This is a genomic window from Fibrobacter sp. UWOV1, assembly GCF_900142495.1.
Lineage (GTDB): Bacteria > Fibrobacterota > Fibrobacteria > Fibrobacterales > Fibrobacteraceae > Fibrobacter.
This window is the reverse complement of the sequence record NZ_FRBA01000004.1, coordinates 72,956-93,344: the sequence shown is the minus strand read 5'-3', so window position 1 is coordinate 93,344 and position 20,389 is coordinate 72,956. Positions and strand designations below refer to the sequence as shown.

Genomic DNA, 20,389 nt, shown 5'->3' with positions numbered 1-20,389 from the left:
GTCACCATCCCCTTGACACCTCCGCCCAATTATTCTATAATTGGGCAACCCCGCGGGAATAGCTCAGTTGGTAGAGCACGACCTTGCCAAGGTCGGGGTCGAGGGTCCGAGTCCCTTTTCCCGCTCTAAAACGAAAAAGACACCTATATGGTGTCTTTTTTCGTTTTATAACACGGGAAGGGACCCGGCACCCTCGAAGAGGGTGCGACCAAATTCTTTTTTGGGCGAAGCCCGTGAAAAGAATTTGGAGCTTAACGCGAACGAAGTGAGTGTTGAGCCCGAAGGGCGGCAAGCCAGCCGCATAGCGGAGACTGGCGCAGCCGCAGTCCCTTTTCCCACTCTTTTTTATAAAAATTAATTCATTAAATCTAAAGAATAAATACGTAATTTCGGTAATAATTCACCAAATCTAATGAAATACTATTGTTTTTAGATTCAATTTTTATTATATTCAATTTAAACAACGGGAGAAAATATGGCGATATACAAAGCACAAACCGACGAGTCCGCACTAGCCCTACTAGGGAAACGTATGGCGGCATTCCGCATAAGAAACAACTGGACACAAGCCCAACTCGCCCAAATATCCGGAGTCAGCAAGGGAACCGTAGAACGCATTGAACGCGGCGATTCAGTCCAAGTGTTAAACCTAGTTAAGGTACTACGGGCCTGCAACATGCTCGAGACTTTCTTGAGTATATTCCCGGACGATTCTCCCTCGCCCATGCAACTTTTGCAAATGGGGCAAATCAAGAACCGCCATCGCGCAAGCTCTCCTCACAAGAAAAGCACCAGCGAAAATTCCGTCGCCGACAACTCCGCTCAATATTCAGCCGCCGAAAGCCCTGCCAAGAACAAGCCCTGGGTATGGGACGAAGACAAGTAACGCATTATGATTGCAGTCGAAGTAAAACTCTGGGGAACGACCATCGGCGCGCTTTCTATGCTCGAAGGCGAGCAAACAGCGCGTTTCGAATACGCCCCTAATTTTATCGGAGCAGGAATAGAACCTTCTCCTATAGTAATGCCCGTATCCAAGCAAATTTATTCGTTTCCACTGCTGTCAAAGACATTCCATGGACTTCCGGGACTTTTCGCAGACAGCATCCCCGACAAATTCGGCAACAGAGTCATTGACGCATGGCTTATTCGGCAAGGCCGGCACCCCGAAAATTTTACCGCCCTTGAGCGCCTGTGCTACACAGGGAATCGCGGCATGGGGGCGCTGGAATTTTTCCCCTTGCAAGGCCCCGATTCTCACACAGACGACTCCCTGGATGTAGAAAACCTGCGAATTTTCGCCGCCGAAGTATTGAATCAACGAAAGCGGTTCTCCACAAAAAAGCTCAGCAAAAAAAACACAAAATCCTTCGAGGACATTCTCCGGGTAGGAACCTCCGCTGGAGGCGCCCGCGCGAAAATCCTCATCGCCTATGACGAAGCAACTGGCGAAATGCGTTCAGGCCAGGTGGCCACAGACGCGAACTTCGGCTACTGGCTTTTAAAACTCGACGATGTGGAACAAAACGGCGACAAGGAAAATGCAGACCTGTTTGGGTACGGCGCGATTGAATACACTTACTCGCAAATGGCCAAGCTTGCCGGTATAGACATGACCGAATGCAAGCTGTACGAATGCGCCGGACACAGGCACTTTATGACCCGACGGTTCGACCGACTGCCGGGCGGGAAAAAGCTGCATTACCAGTCGCTATGCGGCCTTGCCCATTACGACTTCAACATGCCCGGCGCCTACAGCTACGAACAAGCCCTGAATATCATCAAGCTGCTAGGCCTCGGCTACGACGCACTCGAAGAAATGTTCCGCCGTGCGGCATTCAACATCTGCGCCCGCAACCAAGATGACCACGCCAAAAACATCGGGTTCTTGATGGACAAAAGTGGAGCGTGGAAACTCGCTCCCGCATTCGACATGACCTACGCCTACAATCCGCAAGGTCTATGGACCGGCACTCACCAGATGACATTCAATGGCAAGCGAGACAATTTCTCGCTAGACGATTTCAAAGCGGTCGCAAAATTTGCAGGACTGCGACAGGGGCGCTATAAAAAAATTCTCGATGAAGTCAAAAGCGCCGTCACCGAGTGGCCCAAACTTGCAAAGCAAAACGAAGTCCCCACAAGAATCATCCGCGCTATTGCGGCTGCGCACCGGTAAATTTTTTCCGCAAGATTAAGCAAGCCCCCCTTTACCCAAAAATTTTATTACATTTCACCCTACCGATGCAAGACGAGAAATACATACTGGTAGATAGCGAAGAATCGCTCGCGAATTTGCTCGCGGATTTGGAGCTGTACGAAATGGCCGCCGTCGATACCGAGGCGGATTCCATGTACCATTATACCACCCGTCTTTGCCTGATCCAGATTACCATCGGCGAACACCACTACATTGTGGACCCGCTGTGTGGGCTTGACCTTGCCCCTTTGTTCAAGGCCCGCGCCATGCAGACGCTCATTTTCCACGGCGCCGACTACGACTTGCGACTGCTGTGGCAGACTTACGGATTCTCGCCGAAGCAGATTTTCGACACCATGCTCGCGGCAAAGATTCTGGGCGAAGATCACCTGGGCCTTGCGGACTTGGTCCGCGAATACTTCGGTGACGAACTCAAGAAAGAAAACCAGCGTGCCGACTGGACCACGCGACCGCTGCCGCTCGAAATGTGCGAATACGCCATCCACGACACGTTCTACCTGCACGAACTCTGCGCGATTCTCGTGGAAAAACTGCAAGAGGCTGGCCGCATGAGCTGGCTTACCGAACAGTGCGAAGCCCTAATCGAACATGCCAAGCACCCGGCACCGCAGAGAAAGGACCCCTGGCGCGTCACGGGTTCTGCTCCGCTTTCGCCGTGCGCCCTGAACGTGCTCAAGTTCCTCTGGGAATGGCGCGAAAACCAGGCCCAGGAACTGGACCGCCCGCCCTACAAGGTGATGCCGGTGGAACTGATGCTCGCCATCGCACGCCGCAGCGAAGCGAATTTTCCGACCGTGGACTTGGAAAAGTTGCCGAAGCTCCCCCGCAATTTCCGCGACGAGCGCCTGGATTCGTTCGTGAACATGCTGCAGACGGCCGTGGCCGTGCCGCAATCGGACTGGCCCGAAAGACTCCCCAAGGCTCCGCCCCCGCCGGTGGTGCCGAACTCCGACCTGCTTTCGGTACTCAAGACCTGGCGCGACCTTAAGGCAGAGGAACTGGAGCTTGACCCATCGCTTTTGGCCAACAAGGCGCAACTCATTTGGCTTGCAGCCCCGGGAGACATGCCCTGGGAGGCCCGCTACGAAGAGGCGCACCTCATGAACTGGCAGCGCGTCCTGTGGACCGAAATTTTGCAACAGAACTTGCCCAACGCAAAGCGCGTAGGCGACCCCGACTAATTTTTTTCAACTCACCTTAACCGCCCGCTACTGGACAAATCCCCCGCAGGCATACTATGGAATCTGTACTTCTCGTTTCTGCTTTACTCCTTTTGATTTTCGGCTCTAGGCCGCTTTTCGAGATGTTGCGCAAAAAACGCGACGGCGAAGAACTTATCGGAAACCCGTGGGAAGAAATCCACGCCATCAAGAGTTACAGGGAATCGCGCAAGGTGGCGGCATTCTACCCGCTCACGGGCGAACCGAACATTATGCCGATTATCAAGCAGCTCGCCGACGAAGACCGCTTGCTGCTCCCCCGCTGCACGGGCCCCACGACCATGGAGTTCTGCCACGTGCAAAGCCTCAAGAAAGATTTGGTCAAGGGCAAGTTCGGCATTATGGAACCCCGCGGCGACATTCCGGCCTACGAGGGCGACTTCACCGTGTTCCTGGTTCCCGGCACCAAGTTCAACTTGACCGGCGAACGCTGCGGACACGGCAAGGGTTACTACGACCGCTTTTTGGCAAAGCACCCGAACGCCCACAAGGCAGGCATCGCGACTCCCAAGCAGATTAGCGTGGAGCCGCTTGTGCAAAAGCTGACCGACATCAAGATGGACCAGATTATCATTTGTAGGGAAAAGCCCTAAGGATTTTAGATAAAGGATTGCATTATGGCATTCAACAAGAATTCCGATAAGGAAACAGAATTCGGTATCATTCGCCACAACTTCAAGGACCGCGAATCTCGTGACGGTTTTGAACGCCGAGACAACTTCCGTGAGCCACGTGAAGGTTTCCGAGAACCGCGTAAAGAATTCAAACCGCGCGATAGCTTCGGCGAAAAGCGCGATGGCTTTACCCGCCGTAAAACCGATGGCGACCGCCGCACAAGTTTCGGTGACCCCGATGGCGCTCCGCAAACCGCTATCGGCGGCATCCGCGAAGTGACCGACCTTCTGGAACGCAGCCCCATGCAAGTGCACCGCGTGCTCTTTATGCACCAGTCGGGCAACCCCAAGCTCTACGAACTGCAGAAGCTCGCGAAGCGCGCCCATGTGCACGTGCAGCAGGTGGATTCCAAGGTTCTAAATACTTATACGACGCAGCACCACGGCGTGGTCGCCCTCCTAAACGAAAAGGAACTCCTGGTTTGGGAAGACATCCGCGAAGAATACTTTGCCGCCAAGCAAAAAGGCGAACGCAAGCTGATTGCCGTGGGCACCAACATCGAAGACCCGCGTAACCTGGGCGCCTGCATCCGTAGTGCGCTCGCCTTGGGCGTAGACCTTTTGATGCTCCCGGCCAAGGGCATGTGCGGCATTACGCCGGCTGTCGCCCGCTCTGCCGCAGGCGCACTCGACAAGATGAAGATTTGCCGCCCGAACAACCTGGAAGCCGCCGTCGGCGAACTCAAGCTCGCGGGCTACCAGATTCTGGGCCTCGATGCCGACACCGAGACGAACCTCGCCGGCTTTGAATTCAACGACCAGGCGGTGATTGCCGTCGGTGGCGAAGACGTGGGCCTCCCGCCCTTTATCCGCAAGCAGTGCGACGCCGTGCTCCGCATCCCGATGATGCCCGAAGCGCATTCCTACAACGCCTCGGTGGCCCTTTCGCTCGGCCTGTACGAATACGCGAGACTCCGCATCAAGTAAGCGACTCGGCAATTCGCCGAAAACAAAACGATTTAATACAAAAAAACGGGCCACATGGTCCGTTTTTTCATATTTATCGTCTAAACTAGAACTGACTCAGGAATCTCTGGTCGTTGCTGGTCAGGAGGCCGATTTCCGGAATCGCGTGGCGCAGCATGGCGATACGGTCGAGACCGAAGCCGAATGCAAAGCCCGTGTACTTCTCGGAATCGATGCCGCAGTTCTTGAACACGTTCGGGTCCACAGAACCGCAACCGCCGATTTCCATCCAGCCGGTTCCCTTGCAGCGACGGCAACCCTTGCCACCGCAGAACACGCAGCTCACGTCCATTTCGGCGCTGGGCTCCGTGAACGGGAAGAAGCTCGGGCGGAAACGCGTCTTGACGCCTTCGCCAAACAGCTTGTTCATGAACACCTGCAGCACACCCTTGAGGTCTGCAAAGCTGATGTTTTCATCGACCACGAGGCCTTCGCACTGCTGGAACATCGGGGCGTGGGTCGCATCGTTATCGACGCGGAACACGTGGCCCGGAGCAATCATGCGGAACGGCGGCTTGTGCGATTCCATGTAGTGGATTTGCGTGCCGGAGGTATGCGTACGCAGCATCACCTTGTCGTCCACGTAGAACGTGTCCTGCATGTCGCGGCTCGGGTGGTCAGGAGGCGTATTGAGCGCTTCGAAGTTGTACCAGTCCGTTTCGATGTCGCGACCGAAGTCCACCTCGAAACCCATCTGGCTGAAGAAGTCGATAATCTCTTCGCGCACGTCGTAAAGCGGGTGCGTCGAGCCCGCCGGGATGCCTGCACCCGGGAGCGTGGTATCTACAAAGCCGCTTTCCAGTTTCTTCTGGAGGGCAGCCTGGTTCGCGGTCTCGATAGCCTTGTCGATTGCCTCGGAGACGGCGACCTTAAGTTCGTTCACGAGCTTGCCGTAAGCCGGACGTTCCTCGGCGCTCAAGCTCCCCATCTGCTTCATGAGGTCGGTGACGGCACCCTTCTTGCCCAGGTACTTCACGCGGAGGTTGTTGACGGCTTCTTGGTTCGTAAGGTCGGTTTGCGCAAGTTCTGCGTCAAACGCCTGCTTCACATTGTTAATAGCTTCACTCATAGTGGCTACAAAAATAGAAAAGAAAAAGCCAACCTTTCAAAGAAGGCCAGCTTCATTTCTTGAAATTTTATTGATTTCTACTTGACTGCTATTCGCTGAACATTATTTCCAACGCGAATCAGGTAATTACCCGAGCGTGCGACAGGGATTTCAAAATTTGCAGACTGCACACGCCCCTGCAACAGAACCTTACCCTGTAAATCAAAGAGAGCGTAAGCATTTCCGATGCGGGCAGTGGAAATCTGCAGATTTCTACCCACCACCTGGACAAAGAACTGCGGAACAACACTGACTTCAATAGCATTTGTTTTCGCACTAGAAGATGACCTCACCTTCGAACTTGACGAACTCTTTGCGGAGCTGGAAGACCTAACACGACTCGAACTAGACTTCGCAACAGAACTGCTACTCTTCGCCGTGCTAGAAGAGCTTACAAATATAGAAGAACTATCAGATGTCATTAAGCAGCGAACAGAAAAACCATAGGTTACATTATCACTCCCTATGCGAACATCTGCAGCTTCAACAACATCAACATGAGCATATTTGTCAGACATCCAGAATATTGCATGACCACCGATATCATAGTAATACCCGTCTTCTCGTCTAATCCCTGCAGGAAGAACGCTAAAGCCATATTGATCTTTTCCATTGGAATTATTATTCCAACCACTAGTCGTTTTCAAATACAATCCGGCAGACGATACTCCTCCAACATAATCAAAAAGTTTCTGAAATTCACTTTTACTCGGCAAATGCCAACCAGCAGGGCATGCTTGAGCCGCAGCACCTTGTCGATAAAGCCGTCCGTATTTGATACAATTACTAGTGTCATCTTTATAACACCAACTCTCCGATGTCACATAGCTAAGATTTTCCGCCATCCATATTTGAGAACCAATAACTACTGTACGATATTTTCGATCATCGCGTTCATCATAAAGTTCTCCATATACCACCGTAGATTGCGTAGAACTTGAAGATTTGACTTCACTTGAACTAGATCCAACCTTACTGGAACTCGATTTCGGATTACTGCTAGAGCTAACTGCAGAACTTGAACTGCTCTTGGGATTTTCAATATACTTCGCAATAATCGTGATGTTTGCGGTCACAGTGATTTTATCACCTGCAACACCAAGTTTCAGATTGCCATCGTAATAAGCATCAAAGGTGTAACCATCTTTTTTCGGAGCTTCAGGAAGCATGTATGTTTCGCCATTCTCAACTTTAACGCTATCAATCTTTTCGCCATCACCGTTAACAACATTGACTATGCGGATAATCAGTTCTTCAAATAAGGCCTTGACCGTCAAAGCCTCCGTCACCTCCGCAAAAGAAGTATTCCAACCAACAAACTTATAACCTTCGCGAGTCACATTGGCTGGGGCAACAGCCGAATCGCCATACGGGATCATCTGTTCATCAATAACGGTCGTACCATTCATAAACGTTACCTTATACTTGATCTTGCTAGAATCATAGATTGCGGTATAGGCAGCAGCTTCAGTGACATAATCTAGAGCAGGTTTCCAGCCCTTGTGAGAATACGTCCATTCGACAGTCGCATCACGAGTCGGAGTCTTACTGCAGCTCGGCATTTTGCCATACTCAAAGGTCGCTTTTTCAATTTCGGAGCCATCTGTATTATTGAAAGAAATCGCATACGAACGAATAGTAGAATCATAAACAGCATGATAATCAAAATCTTCAACAGCATTTGTAGGTTCTACATCCCAGCCCTTAAAGGTATAGATATACTGGGCCGTGGAAGCAAGTGTCGGAGCGACACCACCATAAGTCACAATGCTACCATGCTGATAGGATTTGGATTCCAATACCGTATCGGCAGGAACCGCATTGTAGAAATTGATGGTCCAGAAAACATCACTTGCATCGACATAGACAGCATTGACAGTTTGGTCTACAGAAAACACAGTGGTCGGCTTGACCTTGATATCATTAGAATTATACCAGCCACTAAATACGAGACCCACGGGTGCTTCAGGATTTTCGGGAAATGAAACTTGCCCCTTATAATTTGTGTAGCGGTTACTCGTGGTTCCGTCATCATCGAAAACCACCTTGTGAATCGCCAAGGAATCTTCAGTTGCCCAAGTAGGATAGCCATCTGTTCCGCGAGTCCATACACCACTATTTTCTTCGGTACCGTTTGAAGTGTTAAGAATCCATGCGAACTGGTCAGTTTGCATATCAGTGGTATATTTCCCACTAACATTGGTTATTGTTGCAGAATTATCTTTTACAGCACTTAAACCAGTCAATACTGTAGCATCATAATAGGTATTTATTATTTTTCCAGAATTTTTATTCAACATAACCAAAGCCCCTCCAGACTTCGCTCCAGAATTTTTACATTCAACTATCGCAAGATTAAATGAATTTTTCAATACAGCATTTGTCCCCGAATTTAACGCAACCAATCCTCCAGAATTTGTTCCATCACCACAAGTTACTAGCCCCTTATTATACACATAATCAATCAATCCACTATTTTCTCCAACTATTCCACCTCCATTACCATTGCCTCCAATAGTTGCACTATTTAAGCATTTTCTTATTTCTCCAGAATTAGAACCTGCAATACCTCCTGCAGTTGTCGAAGAAAAAGAACCTGAATTAGAACATTCCTCAACAACTCCTAAATTTTTTCCAACAACGCCTCCAACATAATTTGTCCTCGTACTACCTAACGATCCATTATTATCCGAAGAATAAACTCTTCCACTATTATATCCAACAATACCACCCATATTAGCAACATTGTCTGAACCAGAATTTTCATGCGTTACAGAGCCGTTATTTTTGCAGTCGCTAATCGTCCCAGAATTATATCCAGCTATACCACCCATATAAAGATCGCCATTTCCATACATTCCATTTATAATAGCATGATATGATACAATTTTATTTCTATTTACACAATTTTGAATATGGCCTCTATTCTGCGCAACACATCCCCCAACATAACGTCCTACAACACGTCCACTAACAACTTCTAAATTTTTTACTATCCCCGATGTCCCTAAAATTCCGACAAGGGAAGACAGGTCCATTCGTTCATACAAAACCGTATGCGTTTTGCTAAAACGAACTGTTACCGTATCACCCGTTATATTCAAACCATAAATTTTATGATTATCACCATCAAAAATCCCATTAAAAATGTGACTCGAATCCTTACCAATTGGAGTCCAATTATAAGTTCCTATAGAAGTCATACTTGAACCAAACACAATGTCATTATCCAAAACGGCATTTATTGTCGTTTGGCCCGAATTAACCTGCGCCGCAAACCACGCAAGTTCCTCTGCCGTTGTGATGACATAGAATGACTTGCCATCGATCTTCTTCATATTTTCCGGTTCTACTGCGGAACCGGTCCACTCGGCAGCAAAAACCGTTGCCGAAGCAACGAGAATCGCAAAGAGATATGTTCTTAACCACATAACCTTAACCTCTCATTTTTGTTGACTTTGAAAAAGAATCCATATTTTGGAACAACGTAAATTCATTGATACAAAGGGAATCAAGCTCTTTCAGCAAATCTTTTTTACAAGTATAGGGAATTTTCACTCTATCAAAGACCATCTGAAATTCAAGCGAACTAGATTTTTTTTCATCATTATACTCAAACAAGGGATCCATAACAAACAAACCGCTTTGCCTCTTAATCCTTTCCAAACTGCTATTAGGCTGAACAATTCTCGGATAAAGTACTCTAGACAGGTTAAAATCATCCCTTATGGTAACATCAACCGATTTAAGAATAGCTTTAATTTCTTCTTTTTCTTGTTGTTTCAATAAGCTGAAGTTAAAATCTGAGACTCTGCAAACACCATTTGTAACTAAATAAAACAATCTATTTTTATCCGTTTGCTTTAAAACTGCTAACGCCGCCAAGAATTTTGTTTCATCATCACTTTCAAACAGGACTTCCGAAATTTCAGATGTAAATTCGTAAACAACCCCATCATCGGCATCCTGATTTCCTTTACATGCAAAATACAAAGCAACTAATGGGTTTTCTGTAATATCTAACAATCTTGAATAATATTCATGGTGTTGCATTACTGCGAGTTTTTCAAACACACTTTTTCCCCGCAATTCATCATAAAACTGTGCTTCAAACTTTTTAAACAGAATTTCTTCAGAATACTTATCTTGTCTTCGAACACTAGACTTTAATTTGTAATTAATTTTACTATGTCCCCTATAGAAACATCTACTTGACATCTTGACATCACCAAGACCTTTTTTAATCCACGATTTTTCCGAAGGATTCTGTAAAATATTTGCTAAAAAATTTTCTAATGACTCGGGTTCATCTCGATTAGTATCTTTTTTGCCTTTAACCCATTGAAGATATTCTGATAAACTTTTTACCTCTGCAACATCTTTTTTTAAACCATATTTTTTGATATATCCACTTAACCAATTCTCAATCTTAATGAACTGATCTTCATACCATTGCGAGGTCAAATAATAAACTTTACCATCCTGACGCTTAATTGGATTTTTCGTGTAATAATACCGTTTTAAACTATCATTCATATTCCCCTCCAATTCCAAAAAGGGGATACTCCTACCTGAATTATGAAGACCAAAAATTTCCTTGGTTTCACCAGATGACACATTATCCAAAACTTGCTTAAAATCTTCTTGATTCATTTTTTCAAGCAACGGAATCAAATGTTCTCTTACATATTGACCTATTTTCATATCATCCTCAACAAGCAATCTATCCGTTTTTTAATTCCATCACCTCAAATGTAAACAAAAAAAAACAATGTCAACTACTTTTTCGTTTTTCGGCCATTTTTTGAGAAAAAACGATATTCCAAGTTGGAATAACGACTAGTAATACGAGTTTTTTTTTCTCCTTAGATACTCGAAAAAAGCGGTCTTTCGACCGCCTTATAAAGCATTTTTCGCAAAATGCGAAAATTTCAAAATCTACTTTTCAGCCTTCGCTTTCCCGGTGAAATTCGTGCTTGTAATCTTGAATACGGTCACGGCGGCGGCCTGCGCGGGCGTGAATTCGAACTTGTGCGGTGCAGCATGCATTTGCTGCGCCGCACCTGTAGCGTGAGCAGCACTTGCGGCCTGCCGTTCCATCAGGAGCGAGAGCCCGCGGCATTTCTCGGCGGTATCCTCGACGATTTCGGCTTTACCCTGCCCGACAACGCTTGCGTAAAAGCGCCCGCTCTTGCAATAAACATCTTCGTGAATCTCGATGCGGTTCTCGACACACATGCTGAATGCGACATTGGGATTTTTGCGGATGCAGTCTAGTTTCTTTCCTACATGCGCACAGTGGAAATACAATTCCAGTACACCATCCATCAAACTATACCCGAACGACATCGGAATCACGTAGGGCATTCCCGCGTTTACATCGTCTATCATCGCAATGTGGCAGGTCGTACACTGCTCGATAATCTTCGCGATATTCTCGTCGCCCAAAACTTCTCGGTCTTTACGTCGCATACTTAGTCCTTTACGCAGCGGACAGACATCAATTCCCCTTTAGGCCCCGTATCAAAACGGTGCTTCGTAGGTATTGACCCTGGAGACAACAACAAGTAATACGCATACGAGAGCATCACCGGTTTTTCTTCCAGAAGTTTCTCAGTATCGCTCCAAAAACTAGCCTCATGTCCATAAACACGATCGATTCCAACACTTTTGATAGTTTCAAGAACATAAAAACTTGTTATTCCTGCAGGAAGAGCAGAAAAGCCCACTTTATCCGAACCATTCCTATCATAGTTCCAACCATACGTAGACATTAAGGCTTCTCCATTTTTTAGAAGTTTACCATCCACATACGAACTCTTGCCCTCAGTAGAAAATCCACCCACAGCCTCTATCAACCTTAAAAATTCATCCACCGAGGGAACATGCCAACCTTCAGGACAAACCCCCTGATGCGGATACGGCAAAAAACCTGCCGACCCAGATACGCCGTATTTCGTTTCATCTAGTCCCATGGCCCCGGCCCAGGTATAAAGTCGTCCATACTTTTGGCAATCGACTGAATCTTCCTTATAGCATACGCTTTGCACATTATCATTATATTCATAATTCAGATTTTCAGCCATCCAAACTTCGTTGCCGATAGAGACCACTTTGTATACATGACCATCGCGCTTATCCACTAAAACAGAATCATTGTATTCCGTCTTGTAAGACTTTTCCGACACACTCAAACCTTCGTCTTCAATGCAACGAACCATCATACGGTCCGCTTTATGAGAACCTCTCAAAGTGGTTTCGGTCGGGATCCAATAAAGTTCTCCAGAACCAGAGGCATTAAAATAATCTCCCGCTCCCATCAAGATACTTGTGGCGCCGCCAAGCACATTTTCAGAAGAAGTCCAAAAATAGGTCATTTTTCCATAGTAACACAGCGAATCTACCTCATACCAAAAATATATTCCCGTCGGTAATGCATTAAAGCCAAAGGAATCCCACCCGTCACGTAATTTATTCGTAGACAATTTTAAACCAGCCGAATCAACACCTCCGGCATAGTCAATTAAAGTATTCCAATCTTCTTCTGTCGGCAAGCGCCAACCTTCGGGACATATCCCTCGAAAGTGCTTAGGCAAGGCATATTTTCCTTGTGTGCAAAACCAAGAATAATCCGTGCCACAGCCCGAATTTATAGAATCCATAGCCTCAGCCCATGTATAATAGCGGCCCAACGAATCACAATTCGATTTCAGTCCATTTTTACAAGAAACCTTATCATTATCCACATACGCATATTTCAGGTTCTCGGCCATCCAGTTTTGCGAACCGATTCGAATCGTTTTATACTGATTGCCGTCGCGGGAATCCGTCAATGTTCCATACTCAAAAACCGGGGCACTCTCTTGCGAACTTTCCGTCGAAGAGCCTTCGTCTCCACACGCCACAAGAAGTACAACCATACAGAATGCCGCAACAACATTTTTCATAAAGTCTCCTAATATTCCCAACGGAACTATTTTTCCAAATTTAATTTATTAAAACAGGCTTTACGTTAATAATTCCGATTTCGTGAGACAATATTAATCCAGACTTTTACACACCTCTTACACAAAAAGAAGTTTACTTTTGTTGTTTTTTACAGCAACGGAAACTATTATTGAAATATTGCCTACACCTGGGATTTGGTCTATATTACAAGAAAAAGGAGTATTCAATGAAATTCATGAAGTTGCCTGTGATTACGGCATCCGTAACATTGAGCTTAACGGCCTGTTTCGAAGACAATACTACGAACGCGGTACCCAACGGCGAAGCACCAATCTCAGCCGAAGACCCCATTGGCAACGAATTTTTCGGAACAGAAGTTCCCGGCACTGAAATTCCTGGTAACCAGATTCCGGGCAACGAAATTCCTGGTTATGAAGATCCAAGCAATCAAGTTCCTGGCAACGAGAATCCCGGCAGCCAAATTCCCGGAACAGAAAATCCAGGCAATGAAATTCCGGGCACTGAAATTCCCGAGAACCAGTTTCCGGGCAGCAACCTTTCCAGTTCCAGTGAAGGGTTCCCCGGCAATGAATTTTATAGTTCCAGCAGCGTAGTTCCTTTCAATCCCGGAAACGAATCCGGCGATAACGAGAATGACAACGAGGATTCCAGAACCCTCGACGGCACGCAGATACTCCTGAAACTTGCAGGCACCACAGCCACCGTCGAGAACAACAACGGTTGCGTCGAAATTGCCGAAAAAAGTGCAACCATCACCTGCCCGGGCGCCTACTACGTAACCGGCGAATCTTCCGACTTCCAGGTGGTCGTAAACACTCCGGCCGCCGAAAAAGAAGGCAACACCGGCATTTACCTCTACAACGCGACTTTGAAAAGTTCAAACGCCCCGATTCTCGTGAAGAACGCCGACAAGACAGTGATTCACCTGGTCAAGGGCACCACTAACGTTGTCGAAGACGGCAACGGCAACCATTTGTTCACCAAGGTCAACGGCGCACAAGATACCGCCAAGGCCGCCATCTACTCCAGAGACGACTTGAACATCAAGGGCGCCGGCACCTTGACCGTCAAGGGCAAGTTCAGAAACGGCATCCAGTGCAGCAACGACCTTAAAATCAAGAACGGCAACATTACAGTCGAAGCCGAAGAAAACGCCATCAAGGGCAAGGGCAGCCTCCAGATTTCGGGCGGCGTCCTGAACGTTACCGCCAAAAAAGGCGACGGTCTCGAAAGCGACGAATGCGAAGAGGTCAACGGCGAATGCAAGAAAATCGTTGAAGGCAAGGGCATTGTCGAAATCTCGGGTGGCAATATCACCATCAAGGCCGGCGATGACGGCATCCAGGCAGAAAACTTTATCCGCGTCAGCGATTCCACCGAAACCTCGACCGTCAAAATTACTTCTACCGGCAAGGGTTTTTCGGCCGAAAAGTATGTCTATGTGGACGGCGGCACCATCGACGTGACTTCGGACGATGACGCTATCCATACTCACTACCAAGTGTTCATGAATGCGGGCAACGTGACTATTTCGACCAAGGACGACGGCATTCACGCGGACTCCATTCTGTACCTGAAGGGTTCTACGGTTAACGTGAAGACCGCTTACGAAGGCCTTGAAGCCTACAAGATTATTGCCGAGGGCGGCGTTACCGCGACATTTGCCACCAACGACGGCTGGAATGCAGCCGGTGGCGCCAAGGAAAATTCAGGCGGATATTCCATGTTCAGCGAATCCAGCGGACATGCGGTAATTAGCGGCGGTTACCATTACATCGCCTCGAAGGGCAACATGATCGACGTGCTCGATGCCAACGGCTCAGCAAAGATGAGCGGCGGCGTGTTGATTCTTGAGATTACCGGCCAGAGCTACGAGAACCAAGGTGGCATGGGCTGGGGAGGCGGCATGGGAGGATTCCCGGGCATGGGCGGCCAACAAGGCGGCAATGGTTGCCCCTCCAACATGGCTGGCGGTCTCATTGACACCGATACCGGATTCGAAATTACCGGCGGTGTGCTGCTCGCCTTCGGCGACTACTCGACAGACACCCCGAACTGCGCATCTGTAAGCTTCACCAGCGACAACTGGTACGGCTCCGACAAGGCGGCCTTCAAGCCGGAATACAAAGGCAGTACCATCTTCTATGGTGGCGACGTCAAGTCCGTAAGCCAGGTGAATACATCTGGCATGAAGGAATTCAAGTTCCCGAACGGCAAGGTCTACATGTACAAGTAACTCGATACACGATTCCTTACCGACTTTAAAACTTTCTAAATTTATGGCTATGTTTTTCGAACAAGCCATTGCACATCAGGTTCCGGGCTACACCCGCGAAGCAGATTCCGCCCACGGCGAATCGCTCGCCATGCTCGACTACAAAGATGAACTCCGCATTAAAGATGCGGCTATCCAGGAATTTTGGGATATCAATCGCCTTGCGGGCACTCCGCAAAAGGTGATTGCAAGCCCCATGCCCCGCAGCTACCGTACCACGAGCAAGCGCCGCGTGTACATGCAGCCAGGCAACTTGCAGTTCGACCGTCAAGAATCGATGCTCGAACCCGAAGAACACAACAAGATTTACGAATTCTTGTTCGAAAAGCTGATTCAGCCGGCTTACAAGCCGCTCGCTTACGCTTTGAACTGGATCATTATTCGTGGCACTTACCAGTACCGCGTGGTGATTTTCAACATCAAGAAGATTGACGCAAGCGTCGTGCGCAAGCTCAAACTGATTTCGGACGCACTGAAAGAAACTCCGTTCAAGGTAACTGCCGCACACGCCTACGTGGACACGACTGAATCGGATTACTATCTGGAATCGAAGCGCCCAACAGACGGTCTGAATTTCAAGCAGCTCTATGGTCCGCGCGAAATGAGCCTGTCGCTTGGCAAGTTCAGCCTGCGCTACCCCGTTACCGGATTCAGCCAGATTAACGAGAGCCAGATTCACAACTTGATCAAGGCGGCAAGCCGCATGCTCAGCCTGAGCAAAGAGGATCATTTCTTGGACTTGTACTGCGGATACGGATTGTTCAGCTTTGCACTCGGCGAAGCCGCCAAGGACGTCTTGGGCGTGGAATGGGAAGGTCCGTCCATCGATTGCGCCAAGGCTTCTGCCAAGCACCTTAAAAAGTCTTACCGCTTTATCGCCGGCAAGATCGACGAAATGTTCGTGCAGACTCGCCTTCCGCGGCCGGTCGTGAACGAACCCGAAAAAATTCTGCTGGACCCGCCCCGCAAGGGCTGCGAACCCGGCGTGATTCACGCACTTGCCATGCGCAAACCCATCCGCGTCGCGCATGTGTTCTGCGGCACCGACGAAATCCCGGCATCGCTCAAAGAATGGGAACGCTACGGCTACCGCGTGCGCGAAGTGCAGCCGCTCGATTTGTTCCCCGGCACCCCGCACCTCGAAACCATCGTGATGCTGGAGAGGAAATGAGATGTGAAGTGTGAGATGTGAGATGAGAAATGAAATCATTCCACATTACACACTTCACATTCCGCATTATATTGAAGAGGGATTATGCCAGCTGATGTTTTGACAACAGAAAAACCGCCGCTCTGGACGCGGAATTTCGTGACGGTTGCCGCCGCGAACTTTCTGCTGTTCTTTAGCTTTTACCAGCTGCTTCCGATTCTCCCGCTCTACATTATCGAGAAATTTGCAACCGACAACGCGACTGCCGGATTCATTATTTCGCTTTATACAATCGGGGCTCTTGCCTGCAGACCCTTTGCCGGATTCTTGGTAGATACGCTTTCCCGCAAGCCCTTGTACTTCTGGACATTCTTCGGGTTTACCGCGTGTTTCTTGGGCTACAAGACTGTCGGCATTTTGCCGGTTCTTGCCGCCGTGCGGTTTGCGCATGGTTTGTTCTTTGGAATCTCGAGCACGGCGAGCAATACGGTCGCCATCGATGCCCTGCCCGCAAGCCGTCGCGGCGAAGGCATCGGCTATTTCGGAATCAGCGTGAATTTGGCGTTTGCGACCGGTCCCATGACCGGCATGTTCCTGTACGAGGCTTTCGGCGATACGATAGTGTTTGCGGTTTCGATTATTCTGTGCGCGATCGGCTTAGTTCTCGTGCAGACGTTGAACGTGCCGCGCAAGGACAAAAAGCCGCACGCTCCGCTTTCGCTCGACCGATTCTTCTTGACCCGCGCCATTCCCCAGTTCACCAATTTCATTTTCGTCGGGTTCGCCTACGGTCCGGTCACGAACTACATCGCCCTTTACGCCAAGGAACTTGGCATTGGCGGCACCGGCTGGTTCTATGCATTGATTGCAGCGGGCCTGATTCTGAACCGAGTTATGACAGGGCGCCTGATTGACCGTGGCTACCTGATTCACCTGGTGGGCACCGGCATGACATTGAACGTAGTCGCCTACTTTATCCTCGCCTTCAGCCATACGCCGGCAGCCTTCTTTATTTCGGCGTTCTTGATTGGCACAAGCCTCGGCCTGATTTTTCCGGGATACCAGACCATGTGCGTGAATCTCGCCCGCCACGACCAACGCGGCACCGCCAACAGCACATACCTGAGCGGTTGGGACATCGGCATTGGCACCGGAATTTTAGCGGGCGGTTCCATGGCCGAACACTTCGGCATGCACCAGCCGGTATTCCTGGCCTGCGCCATAGCACTCGTAATTGCCGACGTGCTTTACTTCACGTGGACCGCAAGACATTATTCGAAAAATAAACTTGAAGGATAAGCCCGGGCTCTTGTTCCCGGAAAGACATTACGTCGAACGTTTGTCTTCGTACATCATCTGGTCTGCATCGATGACGCTCTTCCTGAAGTTCGAATTACGACCATCCCAACTGGCATAACCGATGCTCACCTGGAGCGTATAATACCGGCGTTCGTCGCGATTTTCAATTTCTTCACGCAAGCATTCGCGGATAATCCTGATGACATATTCGGGTATTTCCGTCTGCACAACAAGCAAGAATTCATCGCCGCCATAACGGCACAGGAATACCGATTTGCCCATGCAGGCACATGCACTCTTGAGCGCCTTAGAAACAAGCACAAGTGCGCGATCGCCTTCGATATGGCCGTAGGTATCGTTAATTTGCTTGAAGTGGTCCACATCCACCATCACCACGTAATAGCTCTTGGAGTCGCGCGGAGACTGCAAATAGCGTTCCAACTGGTTACGGTTGTTGAGCGAGGTCAGCGTATCCGTCGAAATCAGAAGATTTTGCAGGTTCAGGTAAACGAACAGAATGATCATGGTACACCAGAAGCAGAAAATCGGCGCCGTCATCGAGAAGAACACCTGCAAGGCTGCCGCCACTATGCAGCCCGGGGTGTAGCTACCCACAATCAAGTACGTCTTGAAATTCTTGCGGTTTTCCGGTTTAAGTCCGCGGAAAAAGCACCGGACCGTCACCGTCATGATGTAAATAAACGGGAGGAACATCAGCACAACATAGTACAAGTCACGCAGTTCCAGTTTGTCGTCTAGCCAAAAACCAGGCGTAACTACAAACGAAACAAGCAACAGCACCATTTCTGCAAAAATCGGAATCCGGAGTTTCGCCTGAATACGATGAATTTGCAAACGCGTCAACTCTGGACGCGTGCTCATTTCGGCAAAAGTAAAGCAGCTATAAAAAAGCAACGAAATAATAATCGCGTTCGAGTAGTTCACCGCCAAAACACTAAAAGTGTTCTTCGGGATAACACCGTCGTTTACAAGCGCCCAAATCGCATCGCTCAGGAAATAGAGAATATGCCACAGCACCAAATTATGGAAAAGCTTGAATTTGAACTGCGGCGTCGGGAGATTTTTGATGCTATACAAAAGAAGTGTCAAGACACACGCACAGCCGACACTGACTTCCGCATAAAAAACAAAATCACTCATATTCTTACACCTATCATAGAAAAATAGAAAAAAATCTTATTTTTCAATTACGGCGTCTGATTTTTAACAACATTACCCCCTAAATCGGCTCGAAATCCACCCCTGAGCTTATAATTGCTAAATTGACTCGCATGAAACCCTGGAAACTCCTGAATTCGGAATATCTGGTCGACACCCCCTGGCTGAAAGTTGCTAAAGAAACCTGCGAACTGCCCAACGGCAAGGTGATAGACGATTTCTATACCCTATGGCAGCCGGACTGGGTCCTTATCTTGGCCCGCACCGCCGAAGGCAAATGGGTCATGACGGAACAGTACCGCCACGGCACCGGGAAAATCGCGCTGGAATTCCCCGCCGGAATCATCGACAAAGGCGAAACGCCGGAACAGGCCGCCCTGCGGGAATTGCAAGAAGAATGCGGATATGGCATTGAGAAACAATGTGTCACCCTGAGCGAAGCATCGAAGATGCGAAGTCGAACGGGTCTAGATTCTTCGACTTCGCCTAACGGCGGAGTTTACCCTGAGCCTGTCGAACGGGCTCAGAATGACACAATCAGTTACCTCGGCTCTTTTCCCGTGAATCCGGACAGGCACCGCGGCAAGTTCCACATGGTATTCATCGACGGCGTCGTAAAGGGCGGAAGCACCCACTTTGACAGCACCGAAGACATCGAAAGTCTTTTGTTAAGCGACGAAGAATTGCAGAAAAAAATGGCGGATGGTTCATTCAACCACCCGCTACAAATCGCCGGATATTTCAAATGGCGGCTTACTTGTGAACGTAAGCAATAAAGAGCGTCACGCCCACCATGGACAAGTCCTTCTCGCTTGTTTCCAATTCATTCGAAGACGAGAACAACTTCATGCCGAGCAAGACGCCATGACCACGGACTCCCGTATCGTAGGCAGCCGTAAATTCGATTGCAGCACCTACTCCATCATACATATCTAGGCCACGGATATCGGTCTGATTTGCAGTCCATGAAAAGCCAACCGAGCCCGACAAATGGAAATGATCTACAGGGTAGAAAATAAAACTCGGGCCAAAAAGATAAGAGTTAAACTGGATATAATCGCCGGACTTATAGTAACGGTGGCCCAAACCGGCGAGTTGGCCGGCAATCCAAAACCGTTCCGAGACTTGTCCACCGACGCGGACACCAAAGCTCACAGCAAGTTCATCGCAGTCATTACAAATAATGTCATCTACGGACTTGTCATCAACTTCCGTACTTGCACCGCCATAACCTAATCCCGCATCAATATAAATGGCGAAAGAAGGTATTGCGAGGAAAATAAGCAAAAGGGCTATTTTTTTCATTTTTTCTCCTGTCTTAATTAAAG

Annotated in this window: 16 protein-coding genes and 1 tRNA gene; 10 read left to right on the top strand and 7 right to left on the bottom strand. The window is 48.5% G+C overall.

What is annotated here, in order from left to right; translation table 11 throughout:
- Positions 1-52: 52 nt before the first annotated feature.
- The 6 genes from BUC02_RS07475 to BUC02_RS07450 all read left to right on the top strand — a co-directional run bounded on the left by BUC02_RS07475 (position 53) and on the right by BUC02_RS07450 (position 5,042).
- Positions 53-125 (top strand) — tRNA-Gly (locus BUC02_RS07475).
- Positions 126-475: 350 nt separating this feature from the next.
- Positions 476-886 carry a helix-turn-helix domain-containing protein gene (locus tag BUC02_RS07470; protein WP_073320838.1) on the top strand — a complete coding sequence of 137 codons (411 nt, stop codon included), beginning with the start codon at positions 476-478 and terminating at the stop codon, positions 884-886.
- 6 nt (positions 887-892) lie between these two features.
- A complete protein-coding gene (locus BUC02_RS07465) occupies positions 893-2,179 on the top strand; it encodes a type II toxin-antitoxin system HipA family toxin (RefSeq protein ID WP_073320835.1) in 1,287 nt (428 codons plus the stop codon).
- Between the two features lie 65 nt (positions 2,180-2,244).
- On the top strand, positions 2,245-3,402 hold the full coding sequence (locus BUC02_RS07460; protein WP_073320832.1) for a ribonuclease D: 1,158 nt from the start codon (positions 2,245-2,247) through the stop codon (positions 3,400-3,402).
- Positions 3,403-3,458: 56 nt separating this feature from the next.
- The gene (locus BUC02_RS07455) at positions 3,459-4,034 is read left to right on the top strand and encodes a 5-formyltetrahydrofolate cyclo-ligase (RefSeq protein ID WP_073320829.1); all 576 of its coding nucleotides are present in this window, start codon (positions 3,459-3,461) and stop codon (positions 4,032-4,034) included.
- A 24-nt stretch (positions 4,035-4,058) separates the two neighbouring features.
- On the top strand, positions 4,059-5,042 hold the full coding sequence (locus BUC02_RS07450) for a TrmH family RNA methyltransferase (protein ID WP_083564477.1): 984 nt from the start codon (positions 4,059-4,061) through the stop codon (positions 5,040-5,042).
- 85 nt (positions 5,043-5,127) lie between these two features.
- Here the strand turns inward: BUC02_RS07450 and pheS are convergent, their stop codons facing one another.
- The 5 genes from pheS to BUC02_RS07425 form a co-directional block, all read right to left on the bottom strand.
- A complete protein-coding gene (gene pheS, locus BUC02_RS07445; RefSeq protein WP_073320826.1) occupies positions 5,128-6,150 on the bottom strand; it encodes a phenylalanine--tRNA ligase subunit alpha in 1,023 nt (340 codons plus the stop codon).
- Positions 6,151-6,227: 77 nt separating this feature from the next.
- Entirely contained in the window at positions 6,228-9,620 is a 3,393-nt protein-coding gene (locus BUC02_RS07440; RefSeq protein ID WP_073320823.1) for an FISUMP domain-containing protein, read from the bottom strand.
- 4 nt (positions 9,621-9,624) lie between these two features.
- Complete coding sequence (locus tag BUC02_RS07435; protein ID WP_139261062.1) at positions 9,625-10,893, bottom strand: FRG domain-containing protein; 1,269 nt, start codon at positions 10,891-10,893, stop codon at positions 9,625-9,627.
- Between the two features lie 234 nt (positions 10,894-11,127).
- On the bottom strand, positions 11,128-11,661 hold the full coding sequence (locus tag BUC02_RS07430; protein ID WP_073320817.1) for a pyridoxamine 5'-phosphate oxidase family protein: 534 nt from the start codon (positions 11,659-11,661) through the stop codon (positions 11,128-11,130).
- A 2-nt stretch (positions 11,662-11,663) separates the two neighbouring features.
- Positions 11,664-13,136: an FISUMP domain-containing protein gene (locus BUC02_RS07425; RefSeq protein ID WP_073320815.1), complete on the bottom strand. Its 1,473-nt coding sequence runs from the start codon at positions 13,134-13,136 to the stop codon at positions 11,664-11,666.
- A gap of 227 nt (positions 13,137-13,363) precedes the next feature.
- On the opposite strand from BUC02_RS07425, the gene BUC02_RS07420 reads away from it, so the two are divergent.
- The 3 genes from BUC02_RS07420 to BUC02_RS07410 all read left to right on the top strand — a co-directional run bounded on the left by BUC02_RS07420 (position 13,364) and on the right by BUC02_RS07410 (position 17,882).
- Positions 13,364-15,394 carry a carbohydrate-binding domain-containing protein gene (locus tag BUC02_RS07420; RefSeq protein WP_073320811.1) on the top strand — a complete coding sequence of 677 codons (2,031 nt, stop codon included), beginning with the start codon at positions 13,364-13,366 and terminating at the stop codon, positions 15,392-15,394.
- 49 nt (positions 15,395-15,443) lie between these two features.
- A complete protein-coding gene (locus BUC02_RS07415) occupies positions 15,444-16,604 on the top strand; it encodes a class I SAM-dependent RNA methyltransferase (protein ID WP_073320808.1) in 1,161 nt (386 codons plus the stop codon).
- A gap of 84 nt (positions 16,605-16,688) precedes the next feature.
- Positions 16,689-17,882 (top strand): MFS transporter, encoded by a 1,194-nt coding sequence (locus BUC02_RS07410; protein WP_083564476.1) that lies wholly within the window; start codon positions 16,689-16,691, stop codon positions 17,880-17,882.
- Positions 17,883-17,909: 27 nt separating this feature from the next.
- Here the strand turns inward: BUC02_RS07410 and BUC02_RS16550 are convergent, their stop codons facing one another.
- On the bottom strand, positions 17,910-19,043 hold the full coding sequence (locus BUC02_RS16550; protein ID WP_254794146.1) for a GGDEF domain-containing protein: 1,134 nt from the start codon (positions 19,041-19,043) through the stop codon (positions 17,910-17,912).
- Positions 19,044-19,174: 131 nt separating this feature from the next.
- On the opposite strand from BUC02_RS16550, the gene BUC02_RS07400 reads away from it, so the two are divergent.
- Positions 19,175-19,837 (top strand): NUDIX hydrolase, encoded by a 663-nt coding sequence (locus BUC02_RS07400; RefSeq protein ID WP_073320802.1) that lies wholly within the window; start codon positions 19,175-19,177, stop codon positions 19,835-19,837.
- Here the strand turns inward: BUC02_RS07400 and BUC02_RS07395 are convergent.
- A complete protein-coding gene (locus tag BUC02_RS07395; RefSeq protein ID WP_073320799.1) occupies positions 19,815-20,366 on the bottom strand; it encodes a hypothetical protein in 552 nt (183 codons plus the stop codon). The genes BUC02_RS07400 and BUC02_RS07395 overlap by 23 nt on opposite strands.
- Positions 20,367-20,389 lie beyond the last annotated feature (23 nt).

Excerpts from the sequence above, each read along its gene's own strand:
- BUC02_RS07470 (WP_073320838.1), top strand. The coding sequence starts at position 476 with ATGGCGATATACAAAGCACAAACCGACGAGTCCGCACTAGCCCTACTA.
- BUC02_RS07465 (WP_073320835.1), top strand. The coding sequence starts at position 893 with ATGATTGCAGTCGAAGTAAAACTCTGGGGAACGACCATCGGCGCGCTT.
- BUC02_RS07460 (WP_073320832.1), top strand. The coding sequence starts at position 2,245 with ATGCAAGACGAGAAATACATACTGGTAGATAGCGAAGAATCGCTCGCG.
- BUC02_RS07455 (WP_073320829.1), top strand. The coding sequence starts at position 3,459 with ATGGAATCTGTACTTCTCGTTTCTGCTTTACTCCTTTTGATTTTCGGC.
- BUC02_RS07450 (WP_083564477.1), top strand. The coding sequence starts at position 4,059 with ATGGCATTCAACAAGAATTCCGATAAGGAAACAGAATTCGGTATCATT.
- pheS (WP_073320826.1), bottom strand. The coding sequence starts at position 6,150 with ATGAGTGAAGCTATTAACAATGTGAAGCAGGCGTTTGACGCAGAACTT.
- BUC02_RS07440 (WP_073320823.1), bottom strand. The coding sequence starts at position 9,620 with ATGTGGTTAAGAACATATCTCTTTGCGATTCTCGTTGCTTCGGCAACG.
- BUC02_RS07435 (WP_139261062.1), bottom strand. The coding sequence starts at position 10,893 with ATGAAAATAGGTCAATATGTAAGAGAACATTTGATTCCGTTGCTTGAA.
- BUC02_RS07430 (WP_073320817.1), bottom strand. The coding sequence starts at position 11,661 with ATGCGACGTAAAGACCGAGAAGTTTTGGGCGACGAGAATATCGCGAAG.
- BUC02_RS07425 (WP_073320815.1), bottom strand. The coding sequence starts at position 13,136 with ATGAAAAATGTTGTTGCGGCATTCTGTATGGTTGTACTTCTTGTGGCG.
- BUC02_RS07420 (WP_073320811.1), top strand. The coding sequence starts at position 13,364 with ATGAAATTCATGAAGTTGCCTGTGATTACGGCATCCGTAACATTGAGC.
- BUC02_RS07415 (WP_073320808.1), top strand. The coding sequence starts at position 15,444 with ATGTTTTTCGAACAAGCCATTGCACATCAGGTTCCGGGCTACACCCGC.
- BUC02_RS07410 (WP_083564476.1), top strand. The coding sequence starts at position 16,689 with ATGCCAGCTGATGTTTTGACAACAGAAAAACCGCCGCTCTGGACGCGG.
- BUC02_RS16550 (WP_254794146.1), bottom strand. The coding sequence starts at position 19,043 with ATGAGTGATTTTGTTTTTTATGCGGAAGTCAGTGTCGGCTGTGCGTGT.
- BUC02_RS07400 (WP_073320802.1), top strand. The coding sequence starts at position 19,175 with ATGAAACCCTGGAAACTCCTGAATTCGGAATATCTGGTCGACACCCCC.
- BUC02_RS07395 (WP_073320799.1), bottom strand. The coding sequence starts at position 20,366 with ATGAAAAAAATAGCCCTTTTGCTTATTTTCCTCGCAATACCTTCTTTC.